Genomic DNA, 23,509 nt, shown 5'->3' with positions numbered 1-23,509 from the left:
CTTAACCGCAGATGCGTGACCTGATAGACAGGCCCAAAAGGCAGGCAAACAGCAAATGACACCCAAAGACAAGCCAAAACGCCCGGGCGGCAAGCCCCTTTCACGGGATATCAGGCCGAAGGCCGGTCCGAAGGCGGGCGGCGCGAAGCCGGCGAAGGCTGCAGCCGCGCGCCCGGCAGCGGCTGAAACCGACAGCGAGACCAAGGCCGAACGCATTTCAAAGGTGATGGCGCGCGCAGGCGTTGCCTCCCGCCGGGACATCGAGCGCATGATCATGGAAGGCCGTGTGACGCTGAACGGCACGGTTCTCGAAACTCCCGTCGTCAACGTCACGCTGGCCGATCGCATCGAGGTGGACGGCGTGCCAATCCGCGGCATCGAGCGCACCAGGCTCTGGCTCTATCACAAGCCGGCGGGGCTGGTGACTACAAATGCCGATCCGGAAGGCCGTCCGACCGTCTTCGACAGCCTGCCGGAAGAACTGCCGCGCGTCATGTCGATCGGCCGTCTCGATATCAACACCGAAGGTCTGCTGCTGCTCACCAATGACGGCGGTCTCGCCCGCGCCCTCGAACTGCCGGCGACCGGCTGGCTGAGGCGCTATCGCGTCCGCGCTCATGGTGAGATCGATCAGGAGGCGCTCGACAAGCTGAGGGACGGCATCGCCGTCGACGGCGTGCTCTACGGCTCGATCGAGGCGACGCTCGACCGGACTCAAGGCTCGAACGTCTGGATCACCATGGGCCTTCGCGAAGGCAAGAACCGTGAAATCAAGAACGTGCTCGGCGCCCTCGGCCTCGACGTCAACCGTCTGATCCGTATCTCCTATGGGCCGTTCCAGCTCGGCGACTTGCCCGAAGGCCATGTCGTCGAGGTGCGCGGCCGCACATTGCGTGACCAGCTCGGCCCGCGCCTGATCGAGGAAGCCAAGGCGAATTTCGAGGCGCCGATCTACAACGCACCGCCTGTCGCCGCCGAGGAAGAGGAAGAAGTCGCGGCGCCGGAAAAGCGCGAACGGCCGCGTCGCCAGGAGGACAAGCGCGAACGAGCGCTAAGCCGCCTCGACACCAAACGTGACGACCGCCACGGCGGGCGCAGAGACGACGATCGCCGCGACGGCGGCCGCAGGGACGACGACAAGCCGAAGCGTCCGCAGCCGCTCGGTCAGCGCCGCAGCGCCAATGTCTGGATGGCGCCGGGCGCCCGGCCGCTCGGCGAAAAGGCGGCTGCCAAGGCCGCCAAGAATGCGCAGACCGCGCGCCGGCGCGGCGAGCAGCCGGCGGCAAAGAACAATGCTTTCGATCGCATCGAGGATCGTCCGCGCACGCCGATCAACCGCGTGCGCGAAGAGGACGGCGAATGGATCCGCTCTAGCGAGCAGCCTCGCCGCAAGGATGAGGACGAAGGCTTTGGCCGCAAGCGCGGCTTCGGTGACCGTCCTGCTCGCGAAGACCGCGGTTTCGGCGATCGTCCTTCGCGCGGCGACCGGCCTTTTGGCGACAAGCCGCGTGGTGATCGCAAGCCGCGTGCCGATGGTGATGAGCGTCCTCGCGCCGCCAGAGCCTCCACCGGCGAGGGCCGGTCTGAGCGTCCGCGCAGCGACCGCCCCTTCGGCGATCGTCCGTCGCGTGGCGATCGAACTTTCGCCGGCAAGCCACGTGGCGATCGAAAGCCGCGCGAGGAGGGTGACGAGCGCCCGCGGGCAGCCAGAAGCTTTGCCGGCGAGGGCCGCTCCGAGCGTCCGCGCGGAGAGAGGTCCTTCGGAGACAAGCCTTCGAGTGACAAGCCCCGCGGCAAGAGCTTTGCCGGCAAGCCCGGCGGGCCCAAGAAATTTTCCGGCAAGCCGAAGAGTGGCAAGCCGGACGGTGACAGGCCGGGTGGCGACAGGCCTGCGGGCGGCCCGTCCCGAGGTGGTGCTAGAGGAAAGGGAATGACGCGCGGTGCGGATCGTCGGCGGTGAGTTTCGCGGACGGCCTCTCGCCGTGCCAAAATCCAACGAGATCCGGCCGACTGCCGACCGGACGCGCGAGAGCCTGTTCAACATATTGAGCCATGCCTATCCGGAATGCGTCGACGGCACCCGGATCCTCGATCTTTTCGCCGGAACCGGCGCCGTCGGCCTCGAAGCTGTCTCGCGCGGCTGTCGCCACGCGCTCTTCGTCGAAAACAGCGTCGAGGGCCGGGCGCTGCTCTGGGAGAATATCGATGCGCTCGGCCTGCACGGCCGCACCCGCATCCTGCGCCGGGATGCGACCGATCTCGGCAGCGTCGGCAACCTTGAGCCTTTCGATGTGCTCTTTGCCGACCCCCCTTATGGCAAGGGTCTCGGCGAGAAGGCGATGGCGGCGGCAGCCGAAGGCGGCTGGCTGCGGCCGGGCGCCATGGCGGTGCTCGAAGAACGCGCCGACATTGTCGTTTCGGTCCACCCTTCCTATGTTTTCCTCGAAAGCCGCATCTTTGGCGATACGAGGGTGCATTTCTTCCGGTATCAGCCGCAATAAGCGGGGGCGGGGCGTGCAGCAGGCAGAGATCATCAGTCCGAAACTGCCTGCGATCAGCAATTTGCCGACAGTCGCGGTCGCCTTCGGCGGCGGCGGCGCACGCGGCCTTTCTCATATTCATATCATCGAAACCCTCGACGAACTCGGCATCCGCCCGGTGGCGATTGCAGGTTCGTCGATCGGCGCCATCATGGGGGCCGGCATGGCCGCCGGTATGTCCGGCGCTGAAATCCGCGAACATGCGCTGGCCACCGTCGGCAATAAGACGGCCGTTGTCGCCCGCATCTGGGGCCTGAGGCCGACCACCGTGCGCGATGCGGTGGCCAAAGGCATCCGCATTGGCCAGTTCAATCTGGAACGAATCCTGAAAGCCTTCCTGCCGTCAGAGCTGCCGGCCCGATTTGACGATCTGCTGGTGCCGATGAAGGTCATCACGACGGACTATTATGGGCAGAACCAGGTCATCATCGAAGCGGGCGAGCTCTTTCCTGCACTGGCCGCTTCTTCCTCCATTCCAGCCGTTTTCATGCCGGTGCGCCTGCATGGCCGCGTGATGATCGATGGTGGCATCAGCAACCCGGTCCCCTATGAATGCCTGATGGATCTGGCTGACATCGTCATCGGCATCGATGTCGTCGGCGCGCCGGAAGGCGACGGCACTCATATCCCGAACCGCATGGAGAGCATCTTCGGGTCCGGCCAGCTGATGATGCAGACGGCGATCTCCCTGAAGCTGAAGCTTTGCCAGCCGCACATTTTTCTGCGCCCGACGGTCGGCCGCACCGGTGTCATGGATTTCCTCAAGGCCCGCGAAGTGCTGGCCATGTCCGTCGGCGTCAAGGACGACCTGAAATTCGCCCTCGACCGCGAAATCGAGGCGCGGCTGAAGCGCTAAAGCAGAATGCCTGAGGGTGTGAGCTCACAGCCCGTGACCCTCATGGCCGCCGGCCGCGCCGGTCGATGCCTCGTTCAGCATGACTGTACCCTCGAAGCTTGAGAAGAGCGCGAGCGCGGACGAATCGAGGCCGGCCTCGGCATTCTCCAGCTTGCCAGCCAGGGCGGCGGCGTCATCGGCCGGGAGCCCAAGTTTTTCCAGCGTCCCGGCATCCTTCAAACTGTCGCCGCTGCAGAGATAGGCGCTCCAGCCATGATGCGTCTTCTTCATGAGGACGCGTCCGCCCCGTCCGTCCTGTCGCCACCCGACGATCGCCCAACCGGCCTGAACGACGACCGGGTTGATATCGAGCGGCTTGTCCGGTCTTTCGAACATCATCTTCAGCCCTGCCGGTATCACCTGTTGCGGATCGTCGTCTGCAGATGCCACGGATGCGAGCAGCAGGCCTGCAAGAATAGCGATGATCGTCTTCATCGGATGTCCTCCTCAGGCAAGAGCGCGTTTCAGCAGCGGCACGAACCGCACGACGATCTGGTCGAAGGCGATCATGACGAGAATGGCGAGCCCGCTCATCGGGAAAGCGACGCCAAAAAGCCCCGCAATCACCCACAGACCGTAATAGACCGAGCGCTTCGCCGGCATGGGTGGCACGCCGAGGCCGCCGGCCGGCCGCCGTTTCCACCACATGACGACGGCCGTCACCGAGCTTAGAATGATGGCGAGGCAGGTGGCGAGCATCAGCAGTTGGTTGAAAAGTCCCCATTCCTGTCCCTGGTGGACATTGATGCCCCACTCGATCGCCCTGCCAAGGAACGGATATTGATCGAAGGCAACATCGATCAAGGCTTTGCCGGAATACTGGTCGATATGGACGGTACGTTCGCCGGCAAGATCGTCCGGATAAACAGAGGCTGTATAGACGCCGGTCTCCTCCGAAGGGATCGCCACATCGAAGCCCCGCGTCATGCCGAGCCGTCTGGCGATCTCGACGGCTTTGTCGAGCCCGATCGGTCTTGCTGACTGCGCCGCGGCGATATCGGAAAGCGGAACCGGCGCCTTCTCGATGACCCAGCCGCTCTTCGGAAGAATGTCCTCGGCAACTTTGCGCGACTTCGGCACCGCGTCCCAGAGCTGGACCGGGTAGCCGAGGCCGTGCTCGGTCAGCCAGGCATTGGCGTTGGCGCCCCAATAGCCCGACCACGGCATCCCGGTGATCGCAAGGAAGAAGATCAGCATGCCTGCGAAAGCGCCGGTCACCGCATGAAGATCGCGCCAGAAAACGCGCCGGCCGGGGGTTCCCCGCACCGTTACGACGCCCCCAGTCTGGCGTCGCGGCCACCAGAGGTAAATGCCGGTGACGACGAGCACCATGGCAAAGCCGCCGGCAATTTCCGTCAGCCGGTTCGCAATGCTGCCGAAATAGGCGAGGCTGTGGATGCGCTTGACCACATAGTTGAACTCGTCGGTCGATTTGATGACATCGAGCATCTTGCCGTCATAAGGATTGACGAAAACCAGCGTCGAGCCCGCACTGCCGGACAGCGTGACGATGGCCGACCGATCGGCCCGAGCCGGATCCTTATAGGATGTCGCCTTTGCGTCAGGCACGGCCGATGCGGCGATTTCTGCGATCCGCTCGGCGGACAGCGCCTTGCCGGTCGGCTGGACGGTGTAACGATAGCCGAAGAAGGTGCTGTTGATCTCATCCTTGAAAAGATAGAGCGATCCGGTAACGGCGAGATTGAGCATGAAAGGTATGACCAGAAGCCCGGCGAAGAAATGCCAGCGCCAGATGGCGCGGTAGAGCGAAACGCCGCTTGCGGCGCCCTCTACCGCTGCGGCAGCGGAAATAGTTGACATCAGAATGGGTCCGTATCCACGGCCGATGCCACGAATGCAGCTCGGCCGGCGTTGAAAGGCGCGTCACGGCGCCCGCCGCAACACGAAGTTCAGGCAAGGATCGGATCGGAGGGAGGCGCGCGGGGACGGGTATTGGGCGGGAAAGGCCGGCGCCGGAAGCTCTCTGCCCGACGCGGCAATTCGACCGCGGCCGCAAAGACTATGGGAGCGCCGGCGGCATCAGCCGGCGCCGGCATCAGGGCCGAGGCGCTGATCCGGCACGCCTCGCAGCCATGCGAATGAATTTTGTCTTGCCGGCCCTGATCGGACGTGTCGTTGACGGTGACGCAAAGCGTCGGCAGCGTCCCATCAGGAAGCACATATTGGGCAAGGCCCGCCGGACCGAGATCGCCGGCGGCGGCAGGAGGCTGATGGGCGAATCCGACGAGAACGAGCGTGAGCGCGCACAGGATGCGCAGCGCCCATTCTTCGATGTATCTCACCCGTCTGATCACCATGCTCTCTCCAGCCGCCTGTCTGATAGACGCTCGCAGGCCCGGGTTCAATGCGTCAATTTCGCAAGACGATCAGCCGCGGTCAGGCGTCCGCCGTCGCCTCTGCGGTGCCGGCCAGCGGATCGTCCCCGAAGGGATCCGCGGCCCGCTTAGGCTTGACCAGCGGTTCGGGACGGACAGGGTGGGCAAACAGCATATCGCGACCGGCTTGCAGCCCTTCGGAAACCTGCAGCGCCAGCCGCGCCTCGTCGCGCTTGCGGATATCCTCGCCGATGTCAAAGGCGTCGATTTCGGAGACGCCGAGCGCTTCTAGCGTTCGCCGTCCGAACAGCAGCCCGGATTCCAGCGTTTCGCGTAGCTCATAATCAACGCCCTTGTTGCGCAGTTCGATCGAATGGAGGCGGTCGTAGGAGCGCACATAAAGGCGGGTATGCGGATAATCCGCCTGTACCAGTTCCACCACCTTGTCGGTGATCTCCTTCTTCTGGGTGCAGACGAGCACGATCTTCGCCCGGTCGATCCCCGCCGAGCGCAGCACATCCTTTCGGGTGCCGTCGCCGAAATAGATGCGGAAGCCGAAGGAGGAGGCTTGGCGGATGCGGTCGGCGGAGAAATCGATGACGGTGACGCTGCGCCCGCCGGCAAGCAGGATCTGGGCGGCGATCTGGCCGAAACGCGAGAAGCCGATCATCAGCACGTCGGCGCCGGCGCCTTCGAAATCCTCGTCCAGTTCCTCCTGTTCATCGCCGTTGAGCAGCCGCTTCGACAGCGCCGCGCCGATCGGCGTCAGCGCCATGGACAGCGTGACGATCGCCACCAGCAGCGATGCAGTGCTCGTCGACATCAGCCCGGCCGCACCTGCGGTGGTGAACAGCACGAAACCGAATTCGCCGCCCTGCGGCAGCAGAAAGGCGATCCGGATCGCGTCATTGTGCGCAGAGCCCGATATCCGGCAGAGCCCATAGATGATGGTCGCCTTGACGGCCATGACGATCGGCACTGCGACGATGACGAAGAGCGCATTGTCGAGAAGAACGCCGAGCTCCAGCGACAGGCCGACGGCTATGAAGAAGATGGCGAGCAGCACGCCGCGGAAAGGCTCGATATCGGCCTCCAGTTCGTGCCGGTAGGAGGATTCGGCAAGCATCACGCCGGACAGGAAAGCGCCCATCGCCATCGAAAGCCCGGCAAGCTGCATGAGGCTTGCCGATCCCATGACGACGAAAAGAGCTGCCGCGATCATCGCCTCGCGCGCGCCGGTACGGGCAATGACCTGGAAGAGCGGCGTCAGCAGATAGCGTCCCATGACGATCATCGCCGCCACCGCGCCGATGGCGATGGCGAAATCGGAAAGCGGCGCGTTGCTGCCCTCGCCGCTGCCGTCGAGAACGGTGATCAGCGCGAGCAGCGGCACGATCGCCAGGTCCTGGAACAGGAGCATTGAGAAGGAACGCTGCCCGTATCTCGTATTGACGTCACCGTCGCCTTCGAGGATCTGCATGGCGAAGGCCGTCGAAGACAACGCCAGGCCGAAGCCGGCGACGATGCTGCCGCGCCAATCGAGGACTTCAGAAAACCAGGCGAGCAGGGTCAGCACCAGCCCTGTCGCCATCACTTGCGCCGTGCCGAGGCCGAAGATGTCGCGCCGCATCTGCCAGAGGCGGCTTGGCTTCAGCTCCAGGCCGATGATGAAGAGCAGGAAGACGACGCCGAGCTCGGCGACGGCAAGGATCTGTTCGCCGTCGGTAATGCCGTGGAAGACCGGGCCGATGACGATGCCGGCGGCGAGGTAGCCGAGCACCGTGCCAAGCCCGAGCTTCTTGAAGATCGGAGCGGCGACCACCGCGCCGCCGAGCAGCAGGATCGTTTCGGAAAAAAGGTCGTTGGGCGCTGACATGCTGGCGATTTCTTTCAATGGCGGGAAACATCCGGCTGCCCTCACAAAGAATCGGCGGCGGCGGCCTTGATGCCTGACAGAGTGCACAATAAATGGAAGCCGAAGGAAAGGCCAAATCATGTCCTCAGAAATCGATTCCTCGACACTTCTTTCCCGCGCAACTCAATTGATCGATCTGGCAAGGAAGGCAGGGGCCGACGCCGCCGACGCCGTCGTCGTGCGCTCTCGCTCGCAATCGGTCAGCGTTCGGCTCGGCAAGGTCGAGGGAACGGAATCCTCCGAAAGCGACGATTTTTCGTTGCGCGTCTTCATCGGCAAGCGCGTCGCCAGCGTTTCGGCCAATCCGGGCTTCGACCTGCAGGCGCTTGCCGAACGTGCCGTCGCCATGGCCAAGGTTTCTCCGGAAGACCCTTTCGCGTGCCTTGCGGACGAGGCGGGCCTTGCGAAGTCCTACCCCGACCTGCAACTGTTCGATGCCACGGAAGTCTCGTCGGAAATGCTGCGCGAGGCGGCTCTTGCCGCCGAGACGGCTGCACTTGCCGTCAATGGCGTCACCAATTCCTCCGGCGCCGGCGCGTCGGCCGGCATGGGCGGCCTCGTTCTTGCCACTTCGCATGGTTTCGAAGGGAGCTACATGGCCTCCCGTTTCGGCAACTCCGTCAGCGTCATCGCAGGCGAAGGCACCGGCATGGAGCGTGACTATGACTTCGACAGCCGGCTCTATTACGCCGAGCTTGACAACCCCTCCGAAATCGGCCGCCGTGCCGGCGAACGGGTGGTCAAGCGCATCAATCCGCGCCAGGTGCCCACGGGCAAGAACGTCACCGTCGTCTTCGATCCGCGTGTCGCCCGCGGCTTCGTCGGCCATATCGCCGGTGCGATCAACGGTGCCGCCGTCGCCCGAAAGACCAGCTTCCTGCGTGACAGAATGGGTCAGCAGGTGCTGAAGTCGGGCTTGTCGATCACCGACGACCCGCTGGTCGTGCGCGGGCCTTCCTCGCGTCCCTTCGACGGGGAGGGCGTATCAGGCGAACGGCTCGTCATGATCGAAGACGGTGTCCTGAAGCACTGGTTCCTCTCGACTTCGACCGCCCGCGAACTCGGCCTCCAGACAAATGGCCGCGGCGTGCGCGGCGGTAGCGCCGTCACGCCGGCTTCCACCAACCTTGCCCTTGAACCAGGCGACATCTCGCCGGAGGAACTGGTCCGCAGCGTCGGCAACGGTTTTTACGTCACCGAACTGATCGGCCACGGGGTCAACATGATCACCGGCGAATACAGCCGCGGCGCCACCGGCTTCTGGATCGAGAACGGCGAACTCGCTTTCCCGGTGTCCGAGGTGACGATCGCCTCGAACCTCAAGGATATGTTCATGCGCCTGACGCCGGCAAATGACATCGACCGCAAGTTCGGCGTCGCGGCTCCGACCTTCGCGATCGAAGGCATGACGCTCGCCGGCCAGTGAAAAAAAACGGGCAGCAGGAAATGGATTGACGGGATGAGCGATAGGGAAAAGCTCCGCTGGCAGAGCGATCTCGCCTTGATCGCCGATGCTGCGAAGGAGGCCGGCGCGGTCGCCTACGGCTTCTTCAACCAGTCTCCCGAAGTCTGGTGGAAGAACGGCGACCGGTCTCCGGTCAGCGCCGCCGATTTCGCCGCCAACAAGACGCTTGAAACGATCTTGCGCAAGGCGCGGCCTGATTATGGCTGGCTGTCCGAGGAAACCGAGGACGATGCCGGCCGCCTCTCGCGCGAGACGCTGTTCATCGTCGATCCGATCGACGGCACCCGCGCCTTCCTCGGCGGGCAGAAGGTCTGGTGCGTCAGCGTCGCGGTCGTGCATCGCGGCCGTCCCGTCGCCGGCGTGCTTTATGCGCCGGCGCTCGAAGAGTTCTACGAGGCCGTCGATGGCGGCGTGGCGCTGAAGAACGGCATGCCCTTCACCGTTTCCGCCGCCGGGCCGGACGAAATGAGCCGGCTCGCCATCGGTGAGGACCTGTTGAAGACATTTCCGCCGGCGTTCCGTAACCGCGTCAGACGCGAGAAATATGTTCCCTCGCTTGCCTATCGTATCGCCATGGTGGCGGACGGCCGTCTCGAAGGCACCTTCGTCAAGGGCAATTCGCACGACTGGGACCTTGCCGCCGCCGATCTCGTTCTGGCCTGCGCCGGCGGCGGCCTCGTCGACCTCGAAGGCAAGCCGATCGTCTACAACAGGGCCGACGTCACCCACAAGGTCCTCTGTGCCGCACCGGCGCCCCGCATCGATGAGTTCCTCACGGCCTTTGGCGGGCGACGAGACGGTTGACGTTTCCGTCAAAATCCCGCAGATGAGGTGACGGGGGAACTAGGCAGAAAGAGAACAAGAAAATGACTGACTCCAGCGACAAGAAGCAGCTTTTGCACCTGGTTTTCGGCGGCGAACTGGAAAGCCTCGATGACGTCCAGTTCCGTGATCTGAACGGCCTCGATATCGTCGGCATTTTTCCCGATTATGCAACGGCGCTCACGGCCTGGAAGGCGAAGGCGCAGCAGACGGTCGACAATGCGCATATGCGCTATTTCATCGTCCATATGCACCGTCTGCTCGATCCGCAGGAAAAGGCCAGGGGCAACTGACCGCGGCAGCAGCCGCCAGCGAGTGGGCCGTCGATCCGGATCGTTTGACGCATTCTGAACAAATTGATCGGCCATTCCGGCCGCAACGATAATTAGGGAATGGGTTTGATGTCGATCGTCTTGGGTCGAAGGCTGGCGCGATGAGCTCTCGGATGGCGCGGCTCGGTCTGAGCACATACCGTCTGGCGGGAACCATCGCCTCTCCGGTCGTCGGTCTCTATCTCACTTACCGCACCGCCAAGGGTAAGGAAGACCGTGCGCGCCGCCTGGAACGCTTCGGCTATCCGAGCGCCAACCGGCCGCAGGGCCCGCTCGTCTGGTTTCATGCCGCAAGTGTAGGCGAAACCAATGCCGTCATCCCGCTGATCCGCGAAATCCGCCGCCGAGATATCCATGTCGTACTGACAACCGGCACTATCACCTCCGCCAGGCTCGCCGCCGAGCGCCTCGGCCAGGAGGCGATCCATCAATATGTGCCGCTCGACCTGAAACCATCCGTCAGCCGCTTCCTCGATTATTGGCAGCCCGATTGCGCCATCATCGCCGAATCCGAGATCTGGCCGGCGACGGTGCTGGAGCTTGGCCATCGCCGCATCCCGCAGATCCTTGTCAATGCCCGAATGTCCGATCGCTCCTTTGCCCGTTGGCGCCGCCGACCGTCGATTGCGGAAGCGTTGTTCGAGAACCTCGCCCTCGTCATCGCTCAATCCGATGTCGATGCCGAACGTTTCCGCGATCTTGGTGCTGTCCCCGTCATCACCTCTGGCAATCTGAAGGTCGATACGGACGCACCGCCCTATGACAGCGCCGTCCTCGCCCGCTACAAAAAGCAGGTCGGCGATCGCAAAACTTGGGCGGCGATCTCCACCTTTGATGGCGAGGAGAATGCCGCAGGCATCGTCCATCGCGCCCTGAAGGAGCGCGATCGTCAATTGACGATCATCGTACCGCGCCATCCCGAGCGCAGCGACGAGATCGAGGCAGCACTGGTCAAGCAGGGGCTGAAAGTCGCCCGCCGCACCCGCGATGACGTCCTCTCCGCGGATGTCGATATTTTCCTTGGCGACACGATCGGCGAAATGGGGCTTTATCTCCGTCTGACCGAAATCGCTTTCGTCGGCCGCTCGCTCTTCGCCGAGGGCGGTCAGAACCCGCTGGAGCCGGCCATGCTTGGCTGCGCCATTCTCTCCGGCGGCGCTGTGCAGAATTTTCGCGAGGCCTATCAGAAGCTCGCCCGCAGTGGCAGCGCCCGCATGGTGCGGGATACCGAGATGCTGGCCAAGGGCGTGCATTACCTGCTGACCAATGAGGAAGCCCGCCGCAAGATGATCGAGGCCGGTATCGCCTCCGTGCACGAGATGCGCGGTGCACTATCGGCAACGGTGAAGGGGCTCGAACCCTATATCAATCCGCTGACGGTCAAGGCACGTCTGTTGCCCAAGGCCGCGGCCCAGGTCTGAGGAGACGCGATGTCGGGCCCGGCCAATATCAAAGGCATCCTTTTCGACAAGGATGGCACGCTGCTCGACTATGATGAGAGCTGGCTGCCGGTCAATCGCGAGCTTGCCCGCATCGCCGCTGAGGGTGATCCGCTTCTGGCGGACCGGCTCCTGTCGGCCTGCGGTATGGATCCTGTTACCGGGCATATCGTTCCCGACAGCCTGCTTGCCGCTGGCAACACCCGTCAGATCGCCGAGGGCCTCGTCGCCGCCGGCTCGATGGTCGATATCGGGGCGTTGACGATCCGTCTCGACGACCTCTTCTCCGGCGCCGCTGAATTTTCAGTGCCGGTGACGGACCTTGCTGCCTTCTTCGCAAGGCTTCATCGGCGCGGTTTTAAGCTCGGCGTCGCATCCAGCGACAATGAACGCTCCATCCGCCAGACGGCGGAGCGCTTCGGTTTCGCCCGCTATGTCGATTATATCGCCGGCTATGACAGCGGCTTCGGCGTCAAGCCGGAGCCGGGCATGGTGCTCGGCTTCTGCGCCGCGACAGGCCTTTTGCCGTCCGAGGTCGCCATCGTCGGCGACAACAATCACGACCTGCACATGGGCCTGAATGCCGGAACGGGACTTAGGATTGCCGTGTTGACCGGAACCGGGTCACGCGATTCGCTTGCTGCCGCCGCCGATCATGTGCTCGACGACATCACCGCCATTGAGACGTTGCTGCCGGATCTGCAGACAGCCTGATATGTAAGGACTTGCATTTTCACCGGTTTTGGCTTCTCAATCCGGCCGGTCGAGGCACGGAGCTGATCGTCGCAGGGCGGGCAGGGGAGCGGAACCGCAAAATGATATCCGAAGCGCCGCCGTTCTGGTGGAGGAAAGCCGATTGGCGGGCCTGGCTGCTGACGCCACTTTCCTTTCTCTACGGCCGTGTCGCCGGCCATCGCATGGCCCATGCGCGCCGCGCCTCGGTTTCGGTTCCCGTCATCTGCGTCGGCAATTTCACCGTCGGCGGCGCCGGCAAGACGCCGACGGCGCTGACGCTCGCCCGCGCCGCCAAGGCGAAAGGCCTGAAACCGGGCTTTCTCAGCAGAGGTTATGGCGGCTCGCTCGACGTGACGACGGTGGTCGATCCCCATCATCACCGAGCGGTCGCCGTCGGCGATGAACCGCTCTTGCTCGCCCAAGAGGCGCTGACCGTGATTTCCCGCCGGCGGGTCGACGGCGCACGGCGCCTGGTGGCGGAAGGCGCCGACCTCATCATCATGGATGATGGTTTTCAGAGCGCCCGGCTGGCGATCGACTATGCCCTGCTCGTCATCGACGCGACGCGCGGCCTTGGCAACGGCCATATCGTTCCGGCCGGACCGGTCCGCGCGCCGATCCGTCAGCAACTGCGCTCGGCGACGGCGCTGCTGAAAGTCGGCGGTGGCAATGCTGCAGACGCGATCGTCCGCATGGCGGCGCGCGCAGCGAAGCCCTATTTTACCGCTTCGCTCAAGGTACGCGGCGACGACAGGCTGGCCGGCATCAAGGTGCTCGCCTTCGCCGGTATCGCCGATCCTGCCAAATTTTTCCGCACCGTCGAATCGCGTGGCGCCGAGATCGCCGTCGCCAAGACCTTCGGCGACCACGAGCACCTGACCGAGGAGGAGATCGACGATATCCTGATGACCGCTGAGCGCCAGGACCTCCTGATCGTCACCACGTCGAAGGATTTCGTTCGCCTGTCCGGCCATCACGGCAAAGCGGAGCAGCTGGCGCAGAAGACCCGGGTGATCGAAGTCGACATGGTATTTGAGGATCATCTCGCCCCAGGCCTGATCATCGACAGGGCAATCATTGCCTGCCGTGAGCGGCGCCTCAAGGAATTGAAAGCGCGTTAACGCCGCTGGTTCGGCAGCACGCCGGCGCGTTTATCAGCCTCGATCGCCGCGATCACGTCGGCATAGGGCTCCTGGCGGGCAACACTCCAGTAGCGCAGCTCGTCGAGCGGGATATTTTTGCCGGTCATCGCGCAGACGACATAGGAGCCGGGCGAGAGAATCTGGAAATCGCCGTCGAGATAGCGGATCTTCGCCTCGCGGTTTCCGTGCCCTTCGAACAAGTTCATGCGCTCCGTTCCCTACTGTCTGTCATCCGTTTGCCATACTCCCGCAAACGCGGCTTTGCCAGCTTTTTTAGCTTCTGCCGAAAAGCCGCTCGATATCGCTAAGCTTCAACTCGATATAGGTCGGCCGACCGTGATTGCACTGGCCGGAGCCGGGTGTCACTTCCATTTCCCTCAGCAGCGCGTTCATTTCCTCCGGCCGCAGCCGCCGGCCGGAGCGAACCGATCCGTGGCAGGCCATGGTGGCTGCCACATATTCGAGCTTGGCCGATAGGCCAGACGCCGTATCCCATTCGGCGATCTCGTCGGCAAGCTGGCGGATTAGGCCATGAGCGTCGACCTCGCCGAGCATGGCCGGTGTTTCGCGCACCGCGATCGCACCGGGACCGAAGCGCTCGATCGCCAGACCGAGTTCGGCAAACTCGGTTGCGTGCAGCATCAGCCGGTCGCAATCCTCCTCCGGAATGTCGACGATTTCCGGGATAAGCAGCACCTGCGAGGCCAGCCGCTTGGAATGCAGCGCCTTGCGCATCGCCTCGAAGACCAGCCGCTCATGCGCCGCATGCTGATCGACGATGACGAGCCCGTCCTCGGTCTGGGCGACGATGTAGTTGGCATGGATCTGCGCCCGTGCCGCGCCGAGCGGATAGCGCGCGGCCGGTTCAGGCGCTGCCCGCTGCGGCGAAAGCTGCGGCTCGGCCCTCGCCGTCGGCATCGAAAGGCCGTCGAAGGCGGCCTGGGGTCTTTCGCCGAAACTCGCTGGCGGCTGATAAGGCCGAGAGGGCGAGGTTTCGGCCGACCATCCTCCCTGCGGCCGATCAGCCTTCGGCTGAAAACCCGGACGGAAGGCGCGCAGCATATCGCCCGCTCCGGTCGTGGCCGCCCGGCTGCCGTCGCGCGCCAGGGCCTCACGGATGGCGCCGACGATCAGGCCGCGCACCAGGCCTGGGTCGCGGAAGCGTACGTCGGATTTTGCCGGATGCACGTTGACGTCGACGAGAGCCGGATCGAGGGTGATCGACAGCACTGCCACCGGATAGCGTCCGGACGGGATCGTCTCGGCATAGCCGCCGCGGATCGCCGAAAGGATCAGCTTGTCCTGCACCGGACGGCCGTTGACGAAGGCGTATTGATGGGCGGAATTGCCGCGGTTGAAGGTCGGCACGCCGGCAAAGCCGGTCAGCGAGATCTCTTCACGCACGGCGTCTAGCGCAATGGCGTTGTCGCTGAAATCCTTGCCGAGTACCTGCGCCATGCGCGCCAGATGATCGTCGCCGGTCGCCGGAAATTCCAGCGTTGTGCGGTCCGAGCCCGACAGTACGAAGCGCACGGCGGGGAACGCGATCGCCATGCGTTTGACGATCTCGGTAATGGCGCCGGCTTCGGCCTTCTCCGTCTTCAGGAATTTGAGCCGGGCGGGTGTGGCGAAGAACAGGTCGCGCACTTCGACGATCGTGCCGGGATTGGCGGCGGCCGGCCTGATATGCAAGATCTTGCCGCCGGCAACGGCGATCTCGTGGCCGCCGGCGCTGTCGCGCTTGCGGCTTGCGATGCTGAGCCTCGCGACGGACCCGATCGAAGGCAGCGCCTCGCCGCGGAAGCCGAGCGTTCTAATATCCTCCAGCGACCCGGAGATCTTCGAGGTGCAGTGGCGCCTGATCGCCAGTTCCAGATCGGCAGCGTCCATGCCGGAGCCGTTGTCGCTGACCCGCAGCAGCGCCTTGCCGCCGCCTGACGTGGCGATCTCGATGCGCTTCGCCCCCGCATCGAGCGCGTTTTCGATCAGTTCCTTGGCAGCGCTCGCCGGCCGTTCGATGACTTCGCCGGCGGCGATCTGGTTGATGAGCGTTTCGGAAAGCTGTCTGATGGCCATGGTCTATTTTCGGGGATTCGCGGGCTGGAGGGAAGGCCTTTCCAGGCGCTTCACCTAACCTTATGGATGGCGGCGCCAAATTCGTGGACAGGTAGTGTTAAGCCGGTTTTAACAGAAAAATGGCATTTATATTCATATACCTCCGAAAGCTGCGAAAATCGAACAGATGTGGGACGTAAGAGAATGAGTGCCGGCTTCGAAAAGGCGGACACATCATCGAAGATCGACGGGATTCCCGCCGAGGCCGATCTGCAGACGGCGCTTTTCGATGTGGTGTGCGACAGCCTTTCGGCAGCTTTCATCATCTACGACAAGAACGATCATCTGATCTTCGCAAGCCGCCAGATTCTCGACTTCTTCCCCTTGCCGTCCGAGATGCTGAAGCCCGGTATCCGGCTGCGCGATTTCCTCGGCGCCATCTACGATACCGGCGTTCGCCAGCAATATGATGTCAGGCAGGGCGGCTCGCTCAGCCGCGAGGACTGGCTGTCGCAGAAGATCGCCTCGCATTGGCGCGAGCGCTTCGAGTCCGTCGAGCGCCACGGCACCGACAGCTGGGTCCGCTTCGTCAAGCGCAGGCTGCCGGGCGGTTACGGCGTCACCATCATCTCCGACATCTCCGAGGGCAAGAAGCGGGAGGAGCAGTGGCGCTCGGACTTGGAGCGGGTGCAGCTTACCGAGGACATTCTCGACAATCTGCCGTTCCCGCTTTTCGTCAAGGATCGCAATCTCACCTACGTCGCGGTAAACCTCGCCTTTTGTGAGAAATACCAGACGAGCGCCGACGAGGTGCTCGGGCGCAAGAGCGCAGATCTCTTCTCACCCGAAATCGCGAAGCGCTTCGAAGAAAGCGACCGTCACGTGCTGGAAACCGGCGAGATGTCGATCTCCCGCCAGCGGCAGATCTCCCGCGGGGGCATCGAGCGCGACATCGTCAGCCGCAAGCACCGCATCGGCAAGCCCGGCCGCTATTTCCTGGTGTCGACAATGCAGGACCTGCCGCGCGATGGCTCCGATCTCGAGGAGTTCGACCGCGCCTCGGCGATCACCACCTCCACCAACCAGAGCTATCGCCGCGCCTATGTGCCGGTGCCGAGCGCGGTGGAGCGGCGCGAGCCGGCGGCGATGGAAGCGATCGTTCCGGAGAATTTCTCCGGCCGCAAGATCCTCGTCGTCACCGCCGACCTTGCTGCCGAGACCGCCGCGCTACGGACTCTGGCGAAATATGGCTTCGAATCCTGCTCGGTGCGAGGCGAGGACGAAGAGGAGCGGTTCCTGGAAATCGCCACCTCCTCCGGAATTTCGCTCGATCTGCTGATCATCGACAATCAGATGGGCATGCGCTGCCTCGAGCTTTCCGAACAATATGGCATTCCCGCGCTCGTGATGGACGGCTTTCAGATCGCCAACGAGCTCACCTTCCAGATCGCCCGGCATTTCAATCGCAACAGCCGCAACAGCGGTGATGGTGCGGATGCCGATTGGGAAATCAGCATTTCTGACGAAGCTGCCGGCCTGCAGGTTCTCGTCGCCGAAGACAATGACATCAACCAGATCGTGTTTTCACAGATCCTCGAGGGCCTCGGCTATCGCCATATGATCGCGGCGACCGGCGACGAGGTCGTGCGCCTCTGGGCCGAACACAGGCCTGGGGTGGTGCTGATGGACATTTCGCTGCCGGGCTTCAACGGTTTCGAGGCCGCCCGCCTGATCCGGCAGATGGAGGAAGCCGGCGGCGCAGCCCGTACCCCCATCGTCGGCGTGCTCACCCAGGCCTTCGAGCGCGACCGCGCCGAATGCGCCAAAGCGGGCATGGACGACGTCATCATGAAGCCCGTCAGTCCCGATATGCTGGAGACGATATTTCAGAAATACCTGACCGAAGAGGCTGCGCAGGTTCGCGCGAGCGGATAAGACAGGAATCTGGCCGCGTCTGCGAGGACATCTGCTCTGGCAAATGCGGCAATCTCCCCAAAACTGGGGTAGGTCAGGCTGCCAAGACGGTTGATTAACTAGCGAATTGTTAAGAAATGCCGGTCATTCTCTCCTCTGCTGCGGAGGGAAGCTCGGGTTTGGATAATGAGATCGGCGGACATAGCTTCCTTGACCGTGAGTCACAATGAGCTGCATGCGATGGCCTACACCGATCCGCTGACCGGATTGGGAAACCGTAATCGCATGCGCGAAAGGGTTCTGCAGATTTCCGCCGAGCGCGCCAGCGATCCAGCTCCCTTCACCATCGGAATCGCCAACCTCGACAGCTTCAAACCGATCAACGATCTCTTTGGCTCTTCGGCCGGGGATGAGATCCTTTGTCAGGTCGCTCATCGGCTCAGGGCCTGCATTCCGGACGGGGCGCTGGTCACCCGCCACGATGGTGACGAATTCGCCTTCGTGCTGCCGTTGATTTTCGAGCGGGCGAGCGCGGAGAAATTCGGCCAGATGATCCGCGAGGTGCTGTCGGCGCCGTATGATCTCGGCGACCGCAATGTCCGTCTCTCCGCCTCCTTCGGCTTTGCCATCTATCCGTTCTCGGGGGAGGACTGCGAAGAACTGTTAAAGAGCGCCGAAACCGCCCTCTATCGTTCCAAGCGCCGCGGCCGCGGTCAGATCACCGTCTACTCGCGTGAAATCGCACAGGAGATGAAGCGCGCCACACAGCTGGAGCAGGCGCTCAGGAACGCCATCATCTCCGACGCAATCGATGTTCATTTCCAGCCGATCGTTTCGCTCGCCAACAATCAAGTCCTCGGCTTCGAGGCGCTCGCCCGCTGGAACGATCCCGATCTTGGCTTCGTTTCGCCCGGCGTATTCGTGCCGCTCGCCGAAGAGCGCGGCTTCATCGACGCCCTTTCGGAGGCCCTGCTGCGCAAGGCCGCCGAAGCAGCCTTGTCCTGGCCGCGCGAACTCTTCTTATCGTTCAATCTCTCTTCGGCTCAACTGATGGATCCCGGCACCAGCGGCAGCATCCTGTCGATCCTCGGCCGTGTCGGCTTCGATCCGCATCGCCTGGAACTGGAAATCACCGAGACTGCGGTGATGGGCTCGGCCGACACCGCCCACCGCATCATCGCCGATCTTCGCGCCGCCGGCGTTCGCATCTCGCTCGACGATTTCGGCACGGGCCAGTCCAGTCTCGGGCGCCTGCGCGACTTCATCTTCGACAAGATCAAGATCGACCGTGCCTTCGTCTCGCGCATCAATTCCGACCGCGCCTCCGAACACATCATCAAGGCTATCCTTGCGATGTGCGAAGGTCTGGAGCTGGAAGTCGTGGCTGAGGGCATCGAGGATTATGCCGAGGCGGTGAAACTGCGCACGCTCGGCTGCGGCATGGGCCAGGGCTATCATTTCGGCCGCCCGGCCGACGGCATCGCCACGCTACGCTTCCTGCACGAAAACTATTACGATACGACGCTCGCCGAGCGCGTCAGCGCATAAGCAATCCCAGCAAAAGTGCGCAGCGGTTTTGCGCCCGAGATTGCGTGAAGCAAACAAGTCAATCCCAGCAAAAGTGCGCAGCGGTTTTGCGCCCGGGATTGCGTGAAGCAAACAAGTCAATCCCAGCAAAAGTGCGCAGCGGTTTTGCGTTCGGGATGCGTGAAACAAGCGCTCAGCAAATAGCGATGGCGCCCCTAGGAGCGCCATCGCCTACGCTATACTACCGCGCGCGGTTTACTTCGGCGTGGTCGAGCCGGTTGCCGTCGTATCGGTACCGGTTGCGGCCGGAGCCTTCTCTGCAGCCTGCATTGCAAGCGTCTTGAACTCGGGCGCAGCCTTCAGCGATTCAGCCGTTTCGGTGGTCGTCAGCTTGACGCTGCCGTCCTGGGTATTCTGGGCGACGGTGATTTTGTCCATCGGGACGGCGACGTTCTTTTCACCGATACCGAGGAAGCCGCCAACGCCGACGATCGCAGCAACCATGCCGCCATCCTTCTTCATGATCAGGTCGTTGATGCTGCCGATGCTGTCATTGTTGGCATTATAGACCGACTGGCCGATATAGGTGTTGGCGCTGATCTGGTCCGCAGCCTGCTCCGTCAGGTAGGTGGCCTGGGCAGTGTCGGTGCTCGGCGCCGCGGCAGGAGCCTGCGCAGCATCCCCCGCAGGCTGAGTGACGTCAGGGGTGGCCGGCTTGGGCGCAGCCGGATCAGCCGGCGCTGCCTGGTTGGTAGCGGCGGGGTCGGCAGGCTGCGGCGCCGTCTGCGAGAATGCCGCCGGTGCGAAAGCCGTGGCAAACAACGCGCCAGCGGCAACGGTCGTCAAAAGTTTGCGTGTCATTTCGAACCTACTTTCATTTCCTAGAGTGATCGCTGACCCGGCAATGCATGATTCTTGCCGCGCCGGTTCGAAGGGAAAATGAGCGGTGCGCCGATTGGTTCCGGTTGAAAACACGGAAAATATCTTGATTCTCGCGGAACTTTTATCGGTGAACGGCCGCCGATACGAAAAGGCGCCCCGCTCGGGAGCGCCTTGGAGGCAACGGGCGGAGCCCTCTGTTTCAGATCACATAGACGGGATCGAACACGCCCTTGACCCCGATGCCGAGTTCCAGAAGCGCGCCGGCGCTCGGCTGAGCCGAACGGGCATCCTCGTCGAGCCCTTCCCAGGCGGTCGTCACCGCCAGCCGATCCACATTGGCGCCGATGAAGGCTGGGCAGGAGGGCTGGACGGCGGGGACCTTGTAGCGCGAGATGCGCAAGCCATCGGGATTGTAGCGATCGACGACGCCCGCACCCCAGCGCGCATTCCAGATATAGCCATCGGCATCGACCACCGAGCCGTCGATGTCGCCGGGCTCGTTCATGCTGTCGACCAGCACGATCGGCTCGCCCGAGGGCAGACCGGTCTGCGGATCGACCATGACGCGCATCAGCCGGTTGATGCGGGAATCCGTATAGTAGCCGATCGTGCCATCGGGGGAAAAGCAGATCGAATTTGGAATGCTGATGCCGCTGAAGATCTTCGTCACCTTCCCGCCGGCGACATGATAGATAGCGCCGGCCTGGTTTTCCGCCCGCTTGCTCATCGTGCCGATCCAGAGCGACCCCGAGGGATGGGTGCGGCCGTCGTTCGAGCGGTTCTCCGGCCGGTCGTTTTCGAGCGCGGCATAGAAGGTGAGGTTGCCGCTCGCCACATCGCGCACGAAAAGCCCTTCCTCCGTCGCGATCAGCTGCCGTCCGGCATCGATGCGAGCGAGCACGCTTGCCATGACAGGCAGAGCATGGACCTTCTTTTCCCCCGTTGCCAGTTTGAGCTCGTGCAGCTCCTTGCCGAGGATGTTGAACCACCAGACCGTATTGCTGTCCGGATCATAGGTCGGCCCTTCTCCGAGAACGGAATTGGTATTGCAAAGGGTCTTGCCTTCGAACTCATAAATGTCGGTCATACGCTCACGCTCCCATGGCTGCATCATAGGCGTAAATGGTTGCTTTCGCGCGCTCGGCAACCTCTGCCGCGGTCATTCCGGGCCTGTAGAGGCTGGTGCCGAGACCGAAGGCGAAGATGCTGGCCTTGGTGTAATCGGCGAAATTCTTGTCCGATACGCCGCCGACGGCGGCAATCGTGAGCTCCGGCGGCAGAATCGCCCGGATCGCCGTGATGCCGGTGGGACCAAGAACGCTCGCCGGAAAGAATTTGAGACCAGTGGCTCCGGCGCGTGCAGCAGCGAGCGCTTCGGTCGGCGTAAAGACGCCGGGCATCGTCACCATACCATGGCCGCGTGCCCGGATGATCACCTCGGGCTCGACATTTGGTGTCACCAGCAGCTTGCCGCCGGCCACATTCAGGCTGTCGACCGCCTCGACCGTCAACACCGTGCCGGCGCCGATCAGCACCTCGGCCGGCGCCATCTTCGCGGCAATCTCGATGGATTTGAACGGCTCCGGCGAGTTGAGCGGAATTTCGATAGCCGTCAGACCGTTTTCGATCAAGGCGCTTACGACGCTCTCGATCTCGTCGGGCCGGATGCCGCGGAGGATGGCGATCAGCGGACGCTTCATGTCGGGGAAGGGGATACGATTCATCGTGTCAGCTTTCTCAATTCGGCCAGATGGCTTCGGCGGCTGCCGATAGCCCGCGGCGCACGGCCGCGTCGGCGTCGATGGCGGTGAAGTCAATGGAGAGGGTTTTGAAGGCCTGTTCGTAGAGCGCCTGCAGGCGTCCGGAGGCGACGAGGGTGATATCAGTGCCGTTGGCGGCATCCTGAAGCGCTCCGGCAATTTCGAGGCCGATCAGCGTGCCGGAAAGCCGGGCTTGCGCGGCAGCGGCGGAGATTCCGTGCAGCAGCTGACCCGAGCGGGCGGTAAACAGGAGGTTGGTGGCAATGCCCGGCCGGGCGAAAGCGGCCAACACCGCCGCCTCGAAGGCCGCCGCATCCGCCGGCTGCTCCTCAGCACCGGCGACCGCATGCGACAGGATCGTATGTTTGCTGATCGCGTCGAAGAGTTCGCCGGTCATGAAGGTGGAAAAGCCGGTGACTTCCGTATTGGTCACGTGCACCCATTTCGAATGCGTGCCGGGCATGCAGACCGCCTGCGCGCCGGTGCCTGCGCCGCCGAGGGCGCCGAGAAGCTGGGTTTCCTCGCCGCGCATAACGTCAGGCATTGCCATCTGCCGTTGGGCGAGGCCCGGCAGAATGCGGATGTCCCGGCTTTCACCTGGCACGCGGACCGCCGCGGTGAGGATCGAGGCGAGCGGCGCGGGCACGTCGATATAACCGGCTTCGACCCAGCCCTGTTTTGCGCCGGCCATGCCGCAGACGATCACAGGCAGCCCTTCCGGCGCCTCGATGGCGGCGAGATGGCCTGACAAGACGGTGGAAAAGCCGATCTTTGCCGCGCTCGTCATGCCTTCGCCGCTGCGGCGTTCGGCGAGGATGCTGCCGTCCTTGCCGACCAGCCAGAGCCGGAAGCTGCTGGTGCCCCAGTCCACCGCGACATAAGCGGGATTAGTCATTACAAAACGCCTCCATCGACGATCAGGGACTGAGCGGTCATAGCAGCCGCACAATCGGATGCAAGAAACAGGCAGGGACCGACGATCGCATCGGCCTTGAGCGCTTTTTTCAGGCACTGCTGCTCGACCGAGCGCGCAATGCTCTCCTCGGTGAGCCAGAGCTGCATCTGCCGCTCGGTGACAACCATGCCGGGCAGGATGCAGTTGACCCGGATATTCTCCGGCCCGAGCCTGCCGGCCATGCTCTTCGTCAGTCCGACGACCGCCGCCTTCGCCGCCGCATAGGCGGGAAATCCGCCCATGTTGAGCTTGAAGGCGATCGACGACATATTGACGATTGCGCCGCCGCCGGCCGACCGCATCGACGGCGCCACCGCCTGCGAGGTGAAGAACACGTGCCGGAGATTGACCGCCTGATTGTTGTCCCAATAGGCCTCGGTCACCTCGTCGAATTCGTGACGGTCGTCCCAGGCGGCATTATTGACAAGCACGCGGATCGGCCCTGACGCCGCAACGACGGCATCGACCGTGCGCCGGATCGCCTCGATGTCGCGCAGATCGGCATGGTGAAAGAGGACCGGGTGCGGCGTTTCCCGCGACAGGCTTTCGGCGAGTTCCCTGCCGGCCGCCTCGGCAATGTCGATGAAAGACACCTTGGCGCCCTGACGTGCGAAACCCTCGACGATCGCCGCGCCGATGCCCGATCCGCCGCCGGTCACGAGCACGGCGCGATCCTTGAACTCGGGAAATTGTGCTGCCATTGCGCTCACCGTCTCCTCCAATCCCTCGTGTTCCATTATTTGGAACTTAATTTGACTATTTGGAATTATCGGATTATGCTGCTCTTTCTGTCAA

The 23,509-nt window shown here is 63.2% G+C and carries 22 protein-coding genes; 11 read left to right on the top strand and 11 right to left on the bottom strand.

Features of this window, described 5'->3' with window-relative positions; genetic code table 11:
* Nucleotides 1–55 precede the first annotated feature (55 nt).
* Genes FFR93_RS15500 through FFR93_RS15490 form a run of 3 tightly spaced genes read left to right on the top strand, consistent with a single transcriptional unit; the run spans nucleotide 56 to nucleotide 3,396 of the window.
* Nucleotides 56–1,960, top strand: a complete 1,905-nt coding sequence (locus FFR93_RS15500; RefSeq protein WP_138393847.1) for a pseudouridine synthase — start codon at nucleotides 56–58, stop codon at nucleotides 1,958–1,960.
* A complete protein-coding gene (rsmD, locus tag FFR93_RS15495; protein WP_064706252.1) occupies nucleotides 1,941–2,501 on the top strand; it encodes a 16S rRNA (guanine(966)-N(2))-methyltransferase RsmD in 561 nt (186 codons plus the stop codon). The genes FFR93_RS15500 and rsmD overlap by 20 nt, the downstream gene beginning before the upstream one ends.
* 13 nt (nucleotides 2,502–2,514) lie before the next feature.
* Nucleotides 2,515–3,396: a patatin-like phospholipase family protein gene (locus FFR93_RS15490; protein ID WP_138393846.1), complete on the top strand. Its 882-nt coding sequence runs from the start codon at nucleotides 2,515–2,517 to the stop codon at nucleotides 3,394–3,396.
* 24 nt (nucleotides 3,397–3,420) lie between these two features.
* On the opposite strand, the gene FFR93_RS15485 is transcribed toward FFR93_RS15490, so the two are convergent.
* The 4 genes from FFR93_RS15485 to FFR93_RS15470 form a co-directional block, all read right to left on the bottom strand.
* A complete protein-coding gene (locus tag FFR93_RS15485; RefSeq protein ID WP_138393845.1) occupies nucleotides 3,421–3,870 on the bottom strand; it encodes a copper uptake system-associated protein in 450 nt (149 codons plus the stop codon).
* A gap of 12 nt (nucleotides 3,871–3,882) precedes the next feature.
* Nucleotides 3,883–5,256 carry a PepSY domain-containing protein gene (locus FFR93_RS15480; RefSeq protein ID WP_138393844.1) on the bottom strand — a complete coding sequence of 458 codons (1,374 nt, stop codon included), beginning with the start codon at nucleotides 5,254–5,256 and terminating at the stop codon, nucleotides 3,883–3,885.
* An 89-nt stretch (nucleotides 5,257–5,345) separates the two neighbouring features.
* Nucleotides 5,346–5,750 carry a hypothetical protein gene (locus FFR93_RS15475; protein ID WP_138393936.1) on the bottom strand — a complete coding sequence of 135 codons (405 nt, stop codon included), beginning with the start codon at nucleotides 5,748–5,750 and terminating at the stop codon, nucleotides 5,346–5,348.
* Nucleotides 5,751–5,832: 82 nt separating this feature from the next.
* Nucleotides 5,833–7,647, bottom strand: a complete 1,815-nt coding sequence (locus FFR93_RS15470) for a monovalent cation:proton antiporter-2 (CPA2) family protein (RefSeq protein WP_138393843.1) — start codon at nucleotides 7,645–7,647, stop codon at nucleotides 5,833–5,835.
* A gap of 118 nt (nucleotides 7,648–7,765) precedes the next feature.
* Here FFR93_RS15470 and FFR93_RS15465 point away from each other — a divergent pair, with 118 nt between their 5' ends.
* The 6 genes from FFR93_RS15465 (at nucleotide 7,766) to lpxK (ending at nucleotide 13,600) form a co-directional block, all read left to right on the top strand.
* Complete coding sequence (locus tag FFR93_RS15465) at nucleotides 7,766–9,112, top strand: TldD/PmbA family protein (protein ID WP_138393842.1); 1,347 nt, start codon at nucleotides 7,766–7,768, stop codon at nucleotides 9,110–9,112.
* Nucleotides 9,113–9,145: 33 nt separating this feature from the next.
* Nucleotides 9,146–9,955 carry a 3'(2'),5'-bisphosphate nucleotidase CysQ gene (locus tag FFR93_RS15460; RefSeq protein ID WP_064706258.1) on the top strand — a complete coding sequence of 270 codons (810 nt, stop codon included), beginning with the start codon at nucleotides 9,146–9,148 and terminating at the stop codon, nucleotides 9,953–9,955.
* A gap of 62 nt (nucleotides 9,956–10,017) precedes the next feature.
* Nucleotides 10,018–10,266: a DUF4170 domain-containing protein gene (locus FFR93_RS15455; RefSeq protein WP_064706259.1), complete on the top strand. Its 249-nt coding sequence runs from the start codon at nucleotides 10,018–10,020 to the stop codon at nucleotides 10,264–10,266.
* A 140-nt stretch (nucleotides 10,267–10,406) separates the two neighbouring features.
* Nucleotides 10,407–11,726 (top strand): lipid IV(A) 3-deoxy-D-manno-octulosonic acid transferase, encoded by a 1,320-nt coding sequence (gene waaA / locus FFR93_RS15450; RefSeq protein WP_138393841.1) that lies wholly within the window; start codon nucleotides 10,407–10,409, stop codon nucleotides 11,724–11,726.
* Nucleotides 11,727–11,735: 9 nt separating this feature from the next.
* Nucleotides 11,736–12,458, top strand: a complete 723-nt coding sequence (locus tag FFR93_RS15445) for an HAD family hydrolase (protein WP_138393840.1) — start codon at nucleotides 11,736–11,738, stop codon at nucleotides 12,456–12,458.
* 101 nt (nucleotides 12,459–12,559) lie between these two features.
* The gene (gene lpxK / locus FFR93_RS15440; RefSeq protein WP_064707009.1) at nucleotides 12,560–13,600 is read left to right on the top strand and encodes a tetraacyldisaccharide 4'-kinase; all 1,041 of its coding nucleotides are present in this window, start codon (nucleotides 12,560–12,562) and stop codon (nucleotides 13,598–13,600) included.
* Here lpxK and FFR93_RS15435 read toward each other — a convergent pair.
* Together FFR93_RS15435 and mutL are read right to left on the bottom strand one after the other, a co-directional pair.
* Nucleotides 13,597–13,827, bottom strand: a complete 231-nt coding sequence (locus FFR93_RS15435; RefSeq protein WP_064706262.1) for a DUF2093 domain-containing protein — start codon at nucleotides 13,825–13,827, stop codon at nucleotides 13,597–13,599. The two genes, lpxK and FFR93_RS15435, sit on opposite strands and share 4 nt — an antisense overlap.
* Nucleotides 13,828–13,894: 67 nt before the next feature.
* Nucleotides 13,895–15,697: a DNA mismatch repair endonuclease MutL gene (gene mutL, locus FFR93_RS15430; protein ID WP_138393839.1), complete on the bottom strand. Its 1,803-nt coding sequence runs from the start codon at nucleotides 15,695–15,697 to the stop codon at nucleotides 13,895–13,897.
* Between the two features lie 183 nt (nucleotides 15,698–15,880).
* On the opposite strand from mutL, the gene FFR93_RS15425 reads away from it, so the two are divergent.
* Together FFR93_RS15425 and FFR93_RS15420 are read left to right on the top strand one after the other, a co-directional pair.
* On the top strand, nucleotides 15,881–17,611 hold the full coding sequence (locus FFR93_RS15425; RefSeq protein WP_138393838.1) for a response regulator: 1,731 nt from the start codon (nucleotides 15,881–15,883) through the stop codon (nucleotides 17,609–17,611).
* Nucleotides 17,612–17,773: 162 nt separating this feature from the next.
* Nucleotides 17,774–19,138 carry an EAL domain-containing protein gene (locus FFR93_RS15420; protein WP_064706265.1) on the top strand — a complete coding sequence of 455 codons (1,365 nt, stop codon included), beginning with the start codon at nucleotides 17,774–17,776 and terminating at the stop codon, nucleotides 19,136–19,138.
* A gap of 234 nt (nucleotides 19,139–19,372) precedes the next feature.
* Here FFR93_RS15420 and FFR93_RS15415 read toward each other — a convergent pair whose 3' ends face one another.
* From FFR93_RS15415 to FFR93_RS15395, 5 genes are all read right to left on the bottom strand, one after another.
* Nucleotides 19,373–19,978: a PRC-barrel domain-containing protein gene (locus FFR93_RS15415; RefSeq protein WP_138393837.1), complete on the bottom strand. Its 606-nt coding sequence runs from the start codon at nucleotides 19,976–19,978 to the stop codon at nucleotides 19,373–19,375.
* Between the two features lie 220 nt (nucleotides 19,979–20,198).
* Nucleotides 20,199–21,086 (bottom strand): SMP-30/gluconolactonase/LRE family protein, encoded by an 888-nt coding sequence (locus FFR93_RS15410; RefSeq protein ID WP_138393836.1) that lies wholly within the window; start codon nucleotides 21,084–21,086, stop codon nucleotides 20,199–20,201.
* Nucleotides 21,087–21,090: 4 nt separating this feature from the next.
* Complete coding sequence (locus FFR93_RS15405; protein ID WP_138393835.1) at nucleotides 21,091–21,723, bottom strand: 2-dehydro-3-deoxy-6-phosphogalactonate aldolase; 633 nt, start codon at nucleotides 21,721–21,723, stop codon at nucleotides 21,091–21,093.
* Nucleotides 21,724–21,736: 13 nt separating this feature from the next.
* Entirely contained in the window at nucleotides 21,737–22,654 is a 918-nt protein-coding gene (locus tag FFR93_RS15400) for a 2-dehydro-3-deoxygalactonokinase (protein WP_138393834.1), read from the bottom strand.
* Entirely contained in the window at nucleotides 22,654–23,415 is a 762-nt protein-coding gene (locus FFR93_RS15395) for an SDR family oxidoreductase (protein ID WP_064706270.1), read from the bottom strand. Before FFR93_RS15395 ends, FFR93_RS15400 begins: the two co-directional genes overlap by 1 nt.
* Nucleotides 23,416–23,509: the final 94 nt, after the last annotated feature.

The organism is Rhizobium sp. MHM7A (assembly GCF_005862215.1).
GTDB classification, from domain to species: domain Bacteria; phylum Pseudomonadota; class Alphaproteobacteria; order Rhizobiales; family Rhizobiaceae; genus Rhizobium; species Rhizobium bangladeshense.
This window is presented reverse-complemented; position numbering and strand designations above follow the sequence as displayed.